Annotated in this window: 12 protein-coding genes; 6 read left to right on the top strand and 6 right to left on the bottom strand. The window is 72.5% G+C overall.

Going from position 1 to position 12,898, the window contains the following annotated elements; all coding sequences use genetic code 11:
• Positions 1 to 19: 19 nt before the first annotated feature.
• On the bottom strand, positions 20 to 1,531 hold the full coding sequence (locus O7635_RS04790) for a hypothetical protein (RefSeq protein ID WP_278079199.1): 1,512 nt from the start codon (positions 1,529 to 1,531) through the stop codon (positions 20 to 22).
• A 13-nt stretch (positions 1,532 to 1,544) separates the two neighbouring features.
• The gene (locus tag O7635_RS04785; RefSeq protein WP_278079198.1) at positions 1,545 to 2,498 is read right to left on the bottom strand and encodes a glycosyltransferase family 2 protein; all 954 of its coding nucleotides are present in this window, start codon (positions 2,496 to 2,498) and stop codon (positions 1,545 to 1,547) included.
• A 194-nt stretch (positions 2,499 to 2,692) separates the two neighbouring features.
• On the opposite strand from O7635_RS04785, the gene O7635_RS04780 reads away from it, so the two are divergent.
• Both O7635_RS04780 and thiD read left to right on the top strand, forming a co-directional pair.
• Positions 2,693 to 3,637, top strand: coding sequence for an aldo/keto reductase (locus tag O7635_RS04780; RefSeq protein WP_278085369.1), 945 nt, complete (start codon positions 2,693 to 2,695; stop codon positions 3,635 to 3,637).
• A gap of 95 nt (positions 3,638 to 3,732) precedes the next feature.
• Positions 3,733 to 4,557: a bifunctional hydroxymethylpyrimidine kinase/phosphomethylpyrimidine kinase gene (gene thiD, locus O7635_RS04775; RefSeq protein ID WP_278079197.1), complete on the top strand. Its 825-nt coding sequence runs from the start codon at positions 3,733 to 3,735 to the stop codon at positions 4,555 to 4,557.
• Positions 4,558 to 4,639: 82 nt separating this feature from the next.
• Here thiD and O7635_RS04770 read toward each other — a convergent pair whose 3' ends face one another.
• The 3 genes from O7635_RS04770 to O7635_RS04760 form a co-directional block, all read right to left on the bottom strand.
• Positions 4,640 to 7,399, bottom strand: coding sequence for an MFS transporter (locus tag O7635_RS04770; protein ID WP_278079196.1), 2,760 nt, complete (start codon positions 7,397 to 7,399; stop codon positions 4,640 to 4,642).
• A gap of 70 nt (positions 7,400 to 7,469) precedes the next feature.
• Positions 7,470 to 7,763 carry a type II toxin-antitoxin system PemK/MazF family toxin gene (locus O7635_RS04765; RefSeq protein ID WP_278079195.1) on the bottom strand — a complete coding sequence of 98 codons (294 nt, stop codon included), beginning with the start codon at positions 7,761 to 7,763 and terminating at the stop codon, positions 7,470 to 7,472.
• A complete protein-coding gene (locus O7635_RS04760; RefSeq protein WP_278079194.1) occupies positions 7,753 to 8,025 on the bottom strand; it encodes a DUF6364 family protein in 273 nt (90 codons plus the stop codon). The genes O7635_RS04765 and O7635_RS04760 overlap by 11 nt, the downstream gene beginning before the upstream one ends.
• 119 nt (positions 8,026 to 8,144) lie before the next feature.
• On the opposite strand from O7635_RS04760, the gene O7635_RS04755 reads away from it, so the two are divergent.
• The 4 genes from O7635_RS04755 to glmM all read left to right on the top strand — a co-directional run bounded on the left by O7635_RS04755 (position 8,145) and on the right by glmM (position 11,748).
• Complete coding sequence (locus O7635_RS04755; RefSeq protein WP_278079193.1) at positions 8,145 to 9,215, top strand: uroporphyrinogen-III synthase; 1,071 nt, start codon at positions 8,145 to 8,147, stop codon at positions 9,213 to 9,215.
• Between the two features lie 128 nt (positions 9,216 to 9,343).
• Positions 9,344 to 9,787, top strand: a complete 444-nt coding sequence (gene rplM, locus O7635_RS04750; RefSeq protein ID WP_278079192.1) for a 50S ribosomal protein L13 — start codon at positions 9,344 to 9,346, stop codon at positions 9,785 to 9,787.
• A gap of 23 nt (positions 9,788 to 9,810) precedes the next feature.
• Positions 9,811 to 10,299 carry a 30S ribosomal protein S9 gene (rpsI, locus tag O7635_RS04745; RefSeq protein WP_278085368.1) on the top strand — a complete coding sequence of 163 codons (489 nt, stop codon included), beginning with the start codon at positions 9,811 to 9,813 and terminating at the stop codon, positions 10,297 to 10,299.
• 93 nt (positions 10,300 to 10,392) lie between these two features.
• Positions 10,393 to 11,748 (top strand): phosphoglucosamine mutase, encoded by a 1,356-nt coding sequence (gene glmM / locus O7635_RS04740; RefSeq protein WP_278079191.1) that lies wholly within the window; start codon positions 10,393 to 10,395, stop codon positions 11,746 to 11,748.
• Here glmM and O7635_RS04735 read toward each other — a convergent pair.
• Positions 11,735 to 12,880, bottom strand: coding sequence for a pyridoxal phosphate-dependent aminotransferase (locus tag O7635_RS04735; RefSeq protein WP_278085367.1), 1,146 nt, complete (start codon positions 12,878 to 12,880; stop codon positions 11,735 to 11,737). The two genes, glmM and O7635_RS04735, sit on opposite strands and share 14 nt — an antisense overlap.
• Positions 12,881 to 12,898 lie beyond the last annotated feature (18 nt).

Raw genomic sequence — 12,898 nt, 5'->3', positions numbered from 1 at the left:
GCTTTGTCGTTTCTCGCGTTTAGGGCGTGATCTCCGCGGCCTTGAGGTCGGAGATGCGGATCAGGGCGTAGGTGCCGTCCTTGGCGAACGCGCGGTCGCCGATGGTGGGGGGCAGCCACTTCGGGACGCGGCGGAGGTCCATCAGCACCAGGTCGGTCGGGTTGGCCTCGGTGCCGTCCAGGACCTCCGGGGTGACGCCCTTGGGCGCGAGGTCCCAGTAGTAGGCGTACCAGCGGGGGGTCGAGAGACCGCCGCCGGCGACCCAGGCGACCTTCTGGTCGGGGCCCGGGCCGTGCTCCGAGACGAGCGCGCCGGCGTCCGTCGGGTTCTCCACGTAGTTGCGGTCGACGCGGCCCGTCACGATCACGCCGAGCGCGACCACCAGGGCCAGGCCGGCGGCCGCGCTGGCGGCGAGGGCGACCCGCGCCGGGCCACGGTTGGTCAGCCAGCCGATCAGCCGGTCCAGCAGCGCGCCCATGCCGACGAGGCCGAGGATGAGCACCGGGTAGTTCCAGTACTCGTGGATGTAGGCGCCGTTGTTGAGGACGATCGTCCAGAAGCCCTGGAACACGACCGCGAAGGCCATGAACAGGCGGGTGCGCTTGTCGAGCAGGCCGGCGACGGTGCCGATGACGAGGAGCACCAGGTACCAGACCGGGAGCAGGGCGTCGAGGTAGCGGACCTGGCGGCTGGCGAACTCGCGCGCCGTGAACGTGCCGCCCTGGGTGCGGAACTCGGCCTGGTTGGTCAGGTCGGCGATGCCGCTGACGCCGACGATGAAGGTCAGGCTGATCAGCAGGCCGACGACCATCGCGCCGCCGATCCAGAGGACGACCCGGTCGATGCGGCGGCGGCCGATCAGCAGCCACAGGCCCATCGCGCCGGCGAAGCCGATGCCCGGCCAGGAGACCAGCGTCGACAGCAGGCCGGCGACCACGCCGATGGCGATGAGGCCGCGGGACGGCTGGTAGTCGCGGCGGCGGGCGATCACGACCACGGCGGAGATCAGCAGGATCGGGCCGAGGTCGAACATGATCGGGGCGTAGACCCAGAAGAACGTGGTCGCCGCCATCAGGCCGACGGCGAGCAGCGTGGCCGACCAGCGCAGGCCGAGACCCCGCAGCAGCAGCGCGCCGGCCGGGACGATCAGCAGGGCCAGCAGGTAAGGCGAGAGCCACACCTCGATCGGCTGGTCGCCGGGGAACGAGCCGAACAGCGCGGTCAGGATGTTGAGCAGCGGCGGGTGGTGCGCGTACGCCGAGTTGGCGTAGGGCTCCCAGTCGGCGCTGAAGTCCGAGCCGACGATGCCCTTCTCGTGCAGGTTGGCCAGATGCAGCGCGTACCGGCTGATGATCCGGCCCATGTGGTTGTCGCCGAAGGGCAGGTTGACCCGGGGGATCCAGGTCGCCGCGAGGGCCAGCGTGATCGCGCCGACGCCGAGCCAGCCCCAGCGGTCTTCCCGGGTGCGGGTCGGCCGGGGCGGCTCTTCTTCCGTGGTCTTGTCAGGGGTGGCAACGTCGGTTGCGGTCATCGCGGGGCAGCCTCTATTCGGAGCGCGACCGCACGATGAGGTCGGCCAGCAGTGCCACGGCCGCGATCATCAGTCCTGCCATCAGGAGCATCACCGTGTTGTTGGCGACCCGCACCGGGTGGGCGATGACGTCGTAGACGATCTTCACGAGGCCGATGGCGATCAACCACAGCGCCGGGGGCATCAGCACCTTGAGCGGGTTGAAGTACATGACCATGCGGACGACCTGGAGGATGTAGCGGTAGGCGTCGCGGACGAAGTGGAACTTCGACGAGCCGGCGCGCTTGGCGTAGTCGATCGAGACGTAACGCACGTCGTGCTGGTTGTGCAGGAACGCCATCGTGATCGTCGTCACGCAGGAGAAGCCGGGGGGCAGCAGGCGCAGGTAGGGCAGTGACACGTCGCGGCGGAACGCCCGCAGGCCCGAGTTGAGGTCGGGGATCTTCGTGCCGGTCAGCCGCTCGGCGATCTTGCGGATGACCCACTTGGCCGGCACGCGGAGCAGCTTGTGGGTGCCCTGCTCGCTGGTGCGGGCGCCGACCACCTGGTCGATGGTCTGGTCCTTCTCCAACAGCTGCACCAGCTCGGGGATGCGCTCGTTGGGGTAGGTCATGTCGGCGTCGGTCCACACGACGATCTCGCCGCGCGCCTGCTGCGTGCCGATCCGCCGGGCCGTGCCCGAGCCGCCGTTGCGGTGGAACGGCATCACGCGCAGGCTCGGGTACCGCAGCTCCGCCTCGCGCAGGACGGCCAGGGTGTTGTCGGTGGAGCAGTCGTCGATGGCGAGCAGCTCGTAGCTGTAGCCGCTGCGGTCCATCGCCGCGGAGATGCGCTCGATCTCCTTCAGCACGTGGTCCTGCTCGTTGTAGCACGGCAGCACGACCGTCACGTCCAACCGCTCCGGCGCCGTGACGTCAGCTGGCTCCGCCGCGGCAGACCGCTGCTGGAACCTGTTTGGTGCCGTCATTTCCGGACCACGCTCTCCGATCGGGGGCGACCGAAACGGGCGGCCGCCGCAAGGTGTCAGACTCTAGCAATGCCCGCGCAAAGGATAGTGCCACGCGAACCCGCGTGGGCTATCGGCCGACACCGTCGCACGCGGTGTGTAAATGCGCGCGCGGTGTGACAGAACCCTCTTTTCTGGAGTACGGCGTGAGCGCGATGAGCTACCGCCGGCTCGGCAATTCGGGACTCGTGGTCTCGGTCGCCGGCGTCGGCTGCAACACCTTCGGCCGCGATATCGACGAGCGCGCGGCGCGTGCGGTCGTCGATGCCGCCCTCGAACTGGGAATTAACTTCTTCGACACCTCGGATACATATGGCGGCGCGGGCCACGAGTTGTCTGAGCGTTTTCTGGGAGCCGCTCTCCAAGGTCGCCGGGACGACGTCGTGGTGGCGACCAAGTTCGGCAAGCCGATGTCGGGGATCAACGGGCCGGATTTCGGGGCGCGCGGTGCCCGGCGATACGTGCTGCGGGCGGTCGAGGGGTCGCTGCGCCGGCTCGGGACCGACTACATCGATCTTTACCAGATGCACGAGCCGGACCCGGCGACGCCGATCGAGGAGACGCTGTCGGCGCTGGACGATCTGGTCACCGCGGGCAAGGTGCGCTACGTCGGCTGCTCGAACTTCGCGGCCTGGGAGGTCGTCGACGCGGCCTGGGTGTCCCGGACCCGCGGCTGGGCGCCGTTCGTCAGCGTGCAGAACCACTACAGCCTGCTCAACCGGTCGATCGAGGCTGAGGTGGTGCCGGCCTGTGAGCGGTTCGGGCTGGGCGTGCTGCCGTTCTTCCCGCTGGAGAGCGGGCTGCTGACCGGCAAGTACCGGCGTGGGCAGTCGGCGCCGGCCGGGACCCGGTTGGAGAAGGAGCGGTTCGCGCGGCGGCTCGCGGAGGCGCCGTGGGATCGGCTCGACGCGCTTTCGGCGTACGCGTCGGCGCGTGGCCTGTCGATGCTCGATGTCGCGATCGGCGGGCTGGCGGCCGAGCGGGCGGTGGCGTCGGTGATCGCGGGGGCCACGACGCCGGAGCAGGTTCGGGAGAACGCGGCGGCGGTCGCGTGGCAGCCGTCGGCGGGGGACCTGGCGGAGCTGCGCGCGCTCGGGTGACTTGGTTGCTCCGGCTGTCGATCGTTAGTGCGATTTAGTCCGTTGCTCGTCCCGGCTCGGGTGCTACCCGTGTAGGACGAGAGGCGGGAGGATCCATGACGACACCACTCGCGGTGCTCGCGATCGGCGGCTCGGACTCCAGCGGCGGGTCCGGGCTGCAGGCCGACCTGAAGGTGTTCGCCGCGATGCGGCTCTACGGCGCATCGGTGGCGACGGCGGTGACCGCGCAGAACACCCGCGGCATCCAGGACGTGTTCGAACTACCCGGCAACGTGGTCTCGGCGCAGCTGACCGCGGTGCTCGACGACCTGCCGGTGGCCGCGGTCAAGGTCGGCATGCTGGCCACGGCCGAGGCGGCCGCCGCGGTGACCGCCAAGGCGCGCTCGGGGGTGCTGCCCAACCTGGTCGTCGACCCGGTGCTGGAATCAGCCTCGGGCCGGCGGCGCGGCGTGGTCAGCGCCCTGGAGCGGCTGCTGCCCTACGCGGCGGTCGCCACCCCCAACCGCGACGAGGCGTCGGCGCTGGTCGGCTGGCAGGTCTCGACCCCGGCCGACATGGCGGGAGCGGCGGCCCAGATCGCCTCCAACGGCCCGAAGTTCGTGGTGGTAACGGGCGGCGACATGGTGGCCGGCGACGAGGCGGTCGACGCCGTGTGGACCGACGCGGGGGCGCGCTTCCTGCGCTACCCACGGGTCCAGACCCGCAACAGCCGCGGCACCGGCTGCACCTTCTCAGCGGGGATCGCGGCCCGACTGGCCCTGGGCGACGACGTGCTGGAGGCCTTGGTGGCGGCCAAGGACTACGTGTCACGCAGCCTGGTCGGCGCCCGCGACTGGGAGCTCGGCAACGGGAGCGGACCGCTCAACCACTTCGGCTGGCCGAGCTTCGCGGCGTCGACCTTCGCCGGCTTCTCGGCCTAGCGCTCCGCGCCCGCCCGCGCGGCTCCGCGCCGTGCGCCGTGTGGCCGCCGCGGGCCTCGCGCGGTGCGGAGCCGCGCGGCGTTCAGTCCTCTGTTTGGCGGGTGGTGGAGCGGAGGCTGCGGCGTGGGGTGTCGTCGCGGCGGCGTTCGTTGACCGGCTCCGGGGCGCTGAGGCCCGCCACCCAGTCGACGTAGTCGTCGTCGCGCTGCTTCTCGGCCTTGCCGCGGCGGCCGCGGGGCGGCTCCGGCGACGTCTCGTCGGCCGACGCCTCGGGCTGCGCTTCGGCCGGTTCGGCGGCGGCGCGGTTGCGGCGGAACAGACCCGTCCGGCCCGGCTTGGCGTCGGCGTCGTCCGACGTCTTGTCGTCGTCCTTGTCGGCGGCCGGGGCCGGGTCGTCGATGTCCCAGCTGCCCGTGTCGGAGTCGCCCAGGTCGACGCTGCGCAGGTGGCGGTCGGACCGCCGGCCGCTGCGCTCCTTCGGGTCGGATTCCGGCTCGGCGGGGGCCGCCGCGCGGGCGCCGGCCCGGTCGGCCCACGACCGGACGCCCGTGGCCGCCCCGTCGTCACCGGCCGAGTAGGAGCCACCAGACCGCGGCGCGGCTGCGCCTTGGTCGCCACCCCGAAGCGTGCCCGACCGTCGATCAGCTGCGCTGTCCCCGATGCGCTCCCCAAAGGCGTCGACGCCGTTCTCCGGATCTTCCTTCTCCTGGCCGAAGCGGCTGGTGACCAGGCCGCCGAAGCCGAAGCCCCGCGGCCCGGTCGGCGCCTGCTCGCTGGTGGCCGACGGTCCGGCGTCGGCGTTCGACGCGGCCGACTCGGAAACCTGCACCCAATCGTCGTCACCGTCGGCGGCCGGTTTCGGAGCGGCCGGCTCCGGCTTGTTCTTGCGGCGGAACAGCCCGCGCCGCTTTTGCTCCGGTGCCTTGGCCGGCACGGCCTCGTAGTCGGCTCCGGCGTCGCCGGTCGGCTCGCTGGTCGGTTCGTTGGTCGGCTCACCGGGCTGCACCGGGGCCGGCGGCGTCCAGGCCGGTGGCGCGAGCCGCCAGTCGGGCATCTCGTCCGCGGGCCGCGCCGACGGACCGCCGGACTGCGAGCCGCGCGTGCGCCAGTCGTCCTTCGCGGGCGCCTCGGGGGTGTCCCGCGGCTCGCGGTCCAACGGCCGTGGCCGGATCGCGGTCGGCCGCTGACGGGCCTCACCGTCGTCGCGCCGCTCGGAAGCGCCGGTCGGCTGGGCCGGCACGACGGGCACGGACGGCGTCGAGAACGTCGAGGTCCTGTCGGTGCGCCAGTCGCCTGGGCCCGCGGACGGCTGCCGGTCGAACGGCCGGATCGGCGTCGGCTCAGGCCCGGGCGGCGGCGACAGGACCTCGGGTTGACGCGGCGGCGCCACCGGCGTCGGCGGATTGAACAACGACGCCCCCGAGCTCGACGGCGACAAACCGTCGCCGACCCGAGGTGTCGAGGAGCGCTCGACGTCGCCCAGGTCCCGCGCCCGCGACGACCCGAAGTCGCCACCGGACGCCGACCGGTCGTCGTCGCGTGCGGCACCCGGACGGTCGTCGCCCGCGCGTTCGCGGCCAAGCGCCGCTCCGCTGCCAAAGCCACCCTCGAACGAGGAGGTCGACCCACCTAGGGGGTCGCGGTCGTCCCGACCGCCGAAGGCGCCGCCGGACGCCGACCCGCCCAGCGGGTCGCGGTCGCCGCGACCGCCAAAGCCGCCGGCGGCCGAGCCACCAAGCGCATCGCGGTCGCCGAAGCCCGACGCCGAGCCACCGGGACCGTCGCGGTCCGCGGATTCGCCACCGAACGACCGGCTGCTGAACGAATCGTCATCGCGCCCGCCCGCCGACGGCTTCTCGCCGCCCCAGGAGCCTCGGGACGGCTCGTCGGCCTCCGCCTTGGCGCCGGTCGCGACAACCGTGTCGTCCGTGGCGGCTCCGGGGAAGACCTCGGCCGTGTGGTCACCGTGCCGCGGCACGGACGCGCCGCTCTCGCCTCCGGTGAGTTGCCGGGCCACCGCGGCCAGCACCGACCCCAGCCCGCCCGCCGCCACCGCGATCAGCGCACCCCAGTAAGGCGCCGCCTGGTAACGATCGCCACCGTCGCCCGGCCCCGCGATGAGATAGGCCAGCGCCAGCATCGCCGGCCCCACCACCCCGGACACGGCGACCGGGATCAACGGCAGCCCGCGCCACCGGGCCAGCGCGCCGATGCCGGCGCCGACCGCCAGCGCCAGGGCCGGCATCAGGATCACGGCCAGCCGCTGCGCCAGACCGTCGCCGAGCCAGGCCGCGTCGAGCACGCCGAGGCGTACCTCGGGCAATGGGTCGTCGGGGCCCAGCGACGGCGCCACCGACAGCAGCGCGACCAGCCAGACCACGACCGTGATCGCGCCCAGGTTGAGGCCGGCCACGCGCTGTGACAGCACGGCGACGGCCGCGAACACGCCGACGAGCGCCCCCAACGCCGCCGACAGCCCCGCGATCGTCACCGCATCGCCGGACGCCGCCACGGCCCCCCGCGCCGGCAGCATCGCCAGCGGCGCCACGGCCAGGGCGCCGACGCCGCCGGCGACCGACACCGCGACGCGCGTGCCGACGGTCGCCGTCAGGCCGGCCCGGGCACCGAAGAAACTGCCGGCGACACCGCCAGCGACCGCGGCCAGCATCGCGAACCAGGCCACCCAGGCCAGGTGCGCGGTCCACTGGCCGGACAACTGCGAAAAGTCACGGGCGAACCGCACCACGCCCAGCCCGTAGGCGAAGCCGAGTTGGCCGGCACCAGCGAGCAGGCCGACGACAAGCGCCGCGAGCAGCACCCTGCCCCAGGTCCGATAGGCCATGCGGGCACGGTACGGCCCTCACAAGCGGACCGCCACCCGCCGATTGGAGACTGTGGATAACTACGCAGTGTCAGAGGTTCTGGAGTATCCGCAGCGCCCGCGAGACCCGGAACATCGTGTCGCTGTCGGCGACGTCGACCACTTCTTCGAACCACTTCTTCATCGGCGACGAGAGCCGGTCGGGCATGACCACATAGGAGCCCATGGGTACGGCCAGCGGCGAGTCCCGCAGCAGGTCGGAGTCGACCACCTCGGCCACGATCACGATGGGCACGTCGGTGCTGTTGTAGAGGTCGGAGCTGATCACCAGGCCGAGGCGTTCACGGGCGCCGTTGATGCGCCAGATCTCGCCCCTACGCGGCACGCCCGTCGCCTCCGAAGAGGGCCTCGTCGACCATCGCGATCTCCTCTTCGTCGGCCAGCGCGGCGGCCTCGTCGAAGCCGACGTCGGCGCCGGCCCCGGCCCGGCCGACCGCGGCGGCGTGCGCGGTGAACAGCTCACGCACCGCCTTCTCCCGCGCCGCCTGGTCCATCCACGCGGACAGGGACATCCCCTCGCGCGCGGCGAACCGGCGCGCCTCCTCGATCGTCTCGTCGGAGAACGACAGGGTCACCTTTGCGGTCATACCAAAGACCATACCAACCGCCATCAGAAAGGTACGCCCGCCAAACAGACCGGCGCCTCTTAGCACTTTCGAAACAAACGGGACGCGGCGCCGAAACGGCGCGCCTGCACGCTTCGGACGTGTCGGCCGAACTGACGGGTTTCACAGTCGGCGTCACCGCTGACCGCAACGGGGACACCCTGGCCACGCTGCTCGAGCGGCGCGGCGCCCGGGTGGTGCTGGCGCCCGCCCTGCGGATCGTCCCGCTCGCCGACGACACGGAGCTCCGGGCCGCGACCCGGGCCTGCCTCGACCGCCCGCCCGACATCGTCGTGGCCAACACCTCGATCGGCATGCGCGGCTGGCTGGAGGCCGCCGACGGTTGGGGCCTGGCCGAACCCCTGCGCGGCGTGCTCGCCCAGGCCTATCTCGTCACCCGGGACCCACGGGTACGCGGCGGCCCCGACCACGGCGTACCCGTGGAGGAGAGCTACGCCGAGGTGATCGACCACCTGCGCCACCGCGGCGTACGCGGTCAGGTGGTGGCCATGCAGTTGCCCGGTGAGCGCCAGCCGGAGTGGACCGCGGCGCTCGAGGCGGCCGGGGCCACGGTGATCGAGATACCGGTCTACCGCTGGGCGCCCCCGCTCGACCCCGCCCCGTTGGACCGGATGGTCGACCTGATCGCCGGCCGCCTGGTCGACGCGGTCACCTTCACCTCCGCCCCCGCGGTCCACGCGCTGCTCCGTGCGGCCGGACCGAGCGGCCCCGACGTGCTGGCCGCCTTCCGCGACGGCGTCCTCGCCGCCTGCGTCGGCCCGGTCACCGCGGCCCCGCTGCGTGCGCACGGCGTGCCGGTCGTCGCGCCCGGCCGCGCCCGGGTCGGCGCCCTGGTCCGCACGATCATCAAGGAGCTGCCACCCCGCGCGGTCAGCGTGCGGGTCGGCGGGCACGACCTCACCCTGCGGGGGCACGCCGCGGTGGTCGACGGCGCCCTGAAGCCGCTGGCGCCCGGGCCGATGGCGGTGCTCCGGGCGCTGGCCGCGGAGCCGGGCCGGGTGTTCTCCCGGGCTGCCCTGCTGCGTACGCTGCCGAGGGGCGCCGACGAGCACGCGGTCGAGATGGCGGTGGCCCGGCTGCGGGCCGGACTGGGCATCCCCAAAGTGGTGCAGACGGTGGTGAAACGCGGCTACCGGCTCGCGGTAGAATGACCGTGGCCCCGGCCACAAACCCCGTTTTGACCCTGCCTGCTCGCAGCAGGTATTGTTGTCTGCTGTTGTGCGCGACGTGACAATCTCTGGCGTGCGACCCCAGACCGACGACGAGACAAGGTAAACCTGTGCGTACGTACAGCCCGAAGCCGGGTGAGATCGAGCGTCAGTGGCACATCATCGACGCGTCTGACGTCGTGCTGGGCCGGTTGGCCACCCACGCGGCCACGCTGCTGCGCGGCAAGCACAAGCCGACCTTCGCCCCCCACGTCGACACGGGCGACTTCGTCGTGATCGTCAACGCTGGCAAGGTCGCGCTGACCGGCAACAAGCGGCAGACCAAGGTCGCCTACCGCCACTCCGGCTACCCGGGCGGTCTCAAGCAGGTCGGCTACGAGGAGCTGCTGTCCAAGCGCCCCGAGCACGCGATCGAGCTTGCCGTCAAGGGCATGCTTCCCCACAACAAGCTTGGCCGTCAGCTCATCAAGAAGCTGAAGGTCTACGCCGGCGCCGAGCACCCGCACGCCGCGCAGCAGCCGGTGCCGTTCGAGATCAAGCAGATCGCGCAGTGAGCGCGGACGAGGAAGTCACCAACATGACCGATGTCAGCGCTCCCACCCCGGCCGCCGTCGCCGAGGCCCCCACCGCGACCGCCACCGCTCCGGCGCCCGCTCCCGCGACCCGCGCCCCGCGCGGTGACCGCCCGATCCAGACCGTCGGCCGGCGCAAGGAAGCCATCGTCCGGGTCCGCATCGTGCCGGGCTCCGGCAAGATCACCTGCAACGGCCGTGAGCTCGAGGAGTACTTCCCGAGCAAGGTCCACCAGCAGCTGATCCGCGAGCCGCTGGTGACCGCCGAGAAGGCCGAGGCCTTCGACGTCATCGCCAACCTGCGCGGCGGCGGCATCACCGGCCAGGCCGGCGCGCTGCGCCTCGCGATCGCCCGCGCGCTGATCGCCAACGACAGCGACGACCGCCCGGCGCTCAAGAAGGCCGGCTTCCTCACCCGTGACGCCCGCGTCAAGGAGAGCAAGAAGTACGGTCTCAAGAAGGCCCGTAAGGCCCCGCAGTACTCCAAGCGTTGATTCACTGACCATACGGCCGGGATCAGCCATCGCCATGTGCGACGGCGGCCCGGCCGTTGGCATTCCCGGACACATCACAGCGGAGGTTTCCAGATGGGCCGTCTCTTCGGCACCGACGGGGTACGCGGGAAGGCGAACGCCGACCTCACCCCCGAGCTCGCGCTGGCCGTGGCGGTCGCGGCCGCCCGTACGCTCGCCGAAGTCGACCGGTCCCACCCTCCGCTGGCCGTCGTCGGCCGTGACCCCCGGGCGTCGGGCGAGATGCTCGAGGCGGCCACCGTCGCGGGCCTGACCAGCGCCGGCGCCAACGTGCTGCGGGTCGGCGTGCTGCCGACGCCGGCGGTGGCCTACCTGGTCGGCGAGACCAAGGCCGATTTCGGCGTCATGCTCTCGGCCTCGCACAACCCGATGCCCGACAACGGCATCAAGATCTTCGCCGCCGGCGGCCACAAGCTGCCCGACGACATCGAGCACCGCATCGAGGCCGCCATCGAGGCGGGCACCGCGGGCTGGAGCCGCCCGACCGGCGCCGCCGTCGGCCGGGTGCACGACCTGCTCGACGGGGCCGACCACTACGTGCAGCACCTGGTCGGCTCGGTCACCCAGCCGCTGGCCGGCCTCAAGGTCGTCGTCGACTGCGCCAACGGCGCGGCCGCCGACATCGCCCCGGTGGTCTACCGGGAGGCCGGCGCCGAGGTGATCGCCATCCACGCCGAGCCCGACGGCGTCAACATCAACGACGGCTGCGGCTCGACCCACCTCGACACGGTCCGCGAGGCCGTGCTGGCCAACGGCGCCGACCTCGGTATCGCGGTCGACGGCGACGCCGACCGCTGCCTCGCGGTCACGGCCACGGGCGACGAGGTCGACGGCGACCAGATCATGGCGATCCTCGCGCTGGCGATGCGCGAGGCCGGCACGCTGACCAGCGACACGTTCGTCACGACGGTGATGAGCAACCTCGGCCTCAAGATCGCCATGAAGAACGAGGGCATCGCGCTGGTCGAGACCAAGGTCGGCGACCGCTACGTGCTCGACGAGCTGCGCGCCTCGGGCCTGGCCCTGGGCGGGGAGCAGAGCGGGCACATCATCATGCCCGCGTACGCGACCACGGGCGACGGCGTGCTCGCCGGCCTGCACCTGATGGCCCGGATGGCCGCGACCGGCAAGCCGCTGGGCGAGCTCGCGTCGGTGGTCACCAAGCTGCCCCAGGTGCTGATCAACGTCCCGGTCGGCGACCGCAAGGAGGGCGCCGAGGCGCCGGCGGTACGCGACGCGGCCGCGGCGGCCGAGGCCGAGCTCGGCGACACCGGCCGGGTGCTGCTGCGCCCCTCGGGCACCGAGCCGCTCGTGCGGGTCATGGTCGAGGCCGCGACCGCCGAGACCGCCCAGGACGTCGCGGAACGGCTCGCCGCCGCCGTGCGTACCGCGTCGCCTAGTTCTTCCTGAGGCGAGCCACCGCCTCGTTGAGCACTGCCGGCCGCTTGCAGAAGGCGAACCGCACCAGGCGGCGGCCGGCGTCCTCGTGGTCGTAGAACACCTGCGTCGGCACCGCGACCACGCCCGACCGCTCGGGAAGCGAGCGGCAGAACTCGACCCCGTCGGTGCCGCCCAGCGGCGTGATGTCGGCGGTGACGAAGTAGGTGCCCTCGGGCACGAGCACGCCGAACCCGGCGTCGCGCAGACCCGACACCAGCAGGTCCCGCTGGGTCTGCAGCCCGGCGCGGAAACCGTCGAAGTAGGCGTCCGGCAGGCCCAGGGCGAGCGCCACCGCCGGCTGGAACGGCGAGCCGTTGACGAACGTCAGGAACTGCTTGACCCGCAGGGCCGCCGACACGAGCGCGCGCGGGCCGCTGGCCCAGCCGATCTTCCAGCCGGTGCAGGAGAACGTCTTGCCCGCCGACGAGATGCGCAGCGTGCGCTCGCGCATGCCGGGCAGCGTGGCCAGCGGCACGTGCGGGGTGGCGGCGTCGTCGAACACGAGGTGCTCGTAGACCTCGTCGGTCACCGCGTAGACGTCGTGCGCCTGGCACAGCTCCGCGACCAGGTCGAGCTCGGCCCGCGTGAAGACCTTGCCGGTCGGGTTGTGCGGGGAGTTCAGCAACACCAGCCGCGTACGCGGACCGAACGCGCCGCGCAGCTCGTCGGGGTCGACGGCGTAGCGGCCGTCGGCGCCCGGGCGCAGCGTCACAGGCCGGCGCACGGCCCCGGCCAACGCGATCGAGGCCGCGTAGGAGTCGTAGTAGGGCTCGAAGCAGACCACCTCGTCGCCGGGCTCGCAGAGCGCCAGGATCGTCGCGGCCACCGCTTCGGTCGCCCCCGCGGTGACCAGCACCTCGCCGTCGGGGTCGTAGTCGAGCCCCCAGAACCGCCGCTGGTGGGCGCTGATCGCGGCCCGCAGCTCGGGGATGCCCGGCCCGGGCGGGTACTGGTTGCGTCCATCGTGGATGGCCGCCGCGGCCGCGTCGAGCATCTCCTGTGGACCGTCGGTGTCCGGGAAGCCCTGGCCCAGGTTGACCGCGCCGGTGCGCACGGCGAGCGCCGACATCTCGGCGAAGATCGTGGTGCCGAACGGGCGCATCCGGGCGACCAACGGATC

Source organism: Asanoa sp. WMMD1127, assembly GCF_029626225.1.
Lineage (GTDB): Bacteria > Actinomycetota > Actinomycetes > Mycobacteriales > Micromonosporaceae > Asanoa.
The sequence above is the reverse complement of the archived record's forward strand: the minus strand, read 5'-3'. Positions and strand labels throughout refer to the sequence as shown.

Excerpts from the sequence above, each read along its gene's own strand:
- O7635_RS04780 (WP_278085369.1), top strand. The coding sequence starts at position 2,693 with ATGAGCTACCGCCGGCTCGGCAATTCGGGACTCGTGGTCTCGGTCGCC.
- glmM (WP_278079191.1), top strand. The coding sequence starts at position 10,393 with ATGGGCCGTCTCTTCGGCACCGACGGGGTACGCGGGAAGGCGAACGCC.
- O7635_RS04760 (WP_278079194.1), bottom strand. The coding sequence starts at position 8,025 with ATGACCGCAAAGGTGACCCTGTCGTTCTCCGACGAGACGATCGAGGAG.
- O7635_RS04770 (WP_278079196.1), bottom strand. The coding sequence starts at position 7,399 with ATGGCCTATCGGACCTGGGGCAGGGTGCTGCTCGCGGCGCTTGTCGTC.
- thiD (WP_278079197.1), top strand. The coding sequence starts at position 3,733 with ATGACGACACCACTCGCGGTGCTCGCGATCGGCGGCTCGGACTCCAGC.
- rpsI (WP_278085368.1), top strand. The coding sequence starts at position 9,811 with ATGACCGATGTCAGCGCTCCCACCCCGGCCGCCGTCGCCGAGGCCCCC.
- O7635_RS04790 (WP_278079199.1), bottom strand. The coding sequence starts at position 1,531 with ATGACCGCAACCGACGTTGCCACCCCTGACAAGACCACGGAAGAAGAG.
- O7635_RS04785 (WP_278079198.1), bottom strand. The coding sequence starts at position 2,498 with ATGACGGCACCAAACAGGTTCCAGCAGCGGTCTGCCGCGGCGGAGCCA.
- O7635_RS04735 (WP_278085367.1), bottom strand. The coding sequence starts at position 12,880 with ATGCGCCCGTTCGGCACCACGATCTTCGCCGAGATGTCGGCGCTCGCC.